At 63.9% G+C, this 1,586-nt stretch carries 2 protein-coding genes; one reads left to right on the top strand and one right to left on the bottom strand.

Translation table 11 applies throughout. The features are described 5' to 3' along the window. Positions 1-1,010: glycosyltransferase family 4 protein (locus EOA86_RS33920; RefSeq protein WP_128345528.1), on the bottom strand; the 1,010-nt coding region annotated here is incomplete at its 3' end. Between the two features lie 172 nt (positions 1,011-1,182). Here EOA86_RS33920 and EOA86_RS33915 point away from each other — a divergent pair. Then, positions 1,183-1,586 (top strand): glycosyltransferase (locus EOA86_RS33915; protein ID WP_128345526.1); only part of this gene is annotated, 404 nt, incomplete at its 3' end.

Here is a 1,586-nt window from a genome sequence, read left to right as displayed (position 1 = left end):
GTCACCACGCAATTGACCGGGCGATGGTCGATGCCGCGCAACGAATGGCTGGTGGCGACGGAAGGCAGGCCGAGTTCGAAGGTTTCGACGGTCTTGAGCTGCACGCCGCTGCCGGAGGTGCTGATCAGCGGGATGACGGCGGCACCCCGCACGAACGCCTGCGCGTCCGGCACGCGCCCGACGAACTCGACGCCGGGATGCGCGGACGTGAGGCCCGATGGCACGCCGCCGGCAATCCTGACCCGAAAATCGGGCCTGAGATGCGGCACCACCTTTTTCAGGAACCAGTCGAGGCCGATGCGGTTCGGCTGCCAAGTCCAGGTACCGATCAGCGCCGCGTCGCAATCGATACGGCGCGGTTCGTTTTGCACGGGCGCTTCGGCGCAAGTCACCAGCGGCAGCGCCGCCGAACGGTCATCGGAGGCGACGCCGAGTGCTGAGCGATCTTCCTCGGCCAGCGTGAGGACGAAGCGTGCCCGGCTGCAGAGTCGTTCTTCCATGGCCTTGAGCAGTCTGGCCTCACGGCGAAACAACAAGCGCTGCAAAAGGCCGCCCGCGGCAGCGGCGTTCTCCTGCGCCGAACGATGCTCGACATTGTGGGCGACGAAGATCGACGGCCGGTCGGCGAACAGCCTTTCGAAGGCGCCGGCGAACTGCACGGAATTCAAGACATAGCCGTCGAAAGGGCCAGCGCGTTCGACGGCGGCGCGGACCTCGCTGCCGGTGACCACGCGCAGCTTGACCGACGCGAAAGTGAGGCCGGAGAGCATCGCCTTTGCAACCCAAGCGAGCTTTTGCAGCGATGACGCGCCTTCGGTGCGCACATCGACGGCACCGAGCACGATGGTGTTTTGCGGATCGCTCGCAGGCTTGCCCGGCCAGGTGAAGCCGATCACGGTGACGCGCACGCCGGCCCGCCGCAACGCGGCGATGATCGCGGCATTGGCGATCTCATAGCCCGAGGCAAGAGCACCGTCGGGCACGATCGATGTGGCGAACAGCAGATGCATCTCACCTATCCAGTGCTGACCCAGCTAGCAAAGCGCGGTGAAGCGTTGATTAAGTGAAGGTATTTGGTGGCCCGGCGTTGCGGATTTGCAGGCTCGTCCGCGAAAGGTGATTAACGAAACGTTATCGTCGCGATGCTATCGAAAACCAGACTCACCATCCCGGGCTGAACACATGATCCCATTGCCATCGGACGATTCGGTATCGATCGCAGGGCGCTCTCCGGGACTGGTCACGACGGCCGTCGAGGCGGTCGTGACGCTGCCGACCTTCAAACGGCCCGAGCAGCTGCTGGCGACGCTGGCGTCGCTCAAGGCCCAGGACACCGGCCGACGGTTCGCAATCATCGTCATTGAGAACGAGGCCGAGGCGCTCGCCGGCGCCAAAGCGGCGCTGCCGCTGTTCGAGCGCGGCGAGATATCAGGCATGGTCATCATTGCACATGAGCGCGGCAATTGCAGCGCCTATAATGCCGGCTGGCAGATGGCGATCCTGCATTTTCCAAATTTTAGGCACTTGCTGGTCATCGACGATGACGAGATCGCCGATCCGCAATGGCTCGAGCGCATGTGCAAGGC

This window comes from Mesorhizobium sp. M5C.F.Ca.IN.020.32.2.1 (genome assembly GCF_004023105.1).
In the GTDB taxonomy this organism is placed as follows: Bacteria; Pseudomonadota; Alphaproteobacteria; order Rhizobiales; family Rhizobiaceae; genus Mesorhizobium; species Mesorhizobium wenxiniae.
The sequence above is the reverse complement of the archived record's forward strand: the minus strand, read 5'-3'. Positions and strand labels throughout refer to the sequence as shown.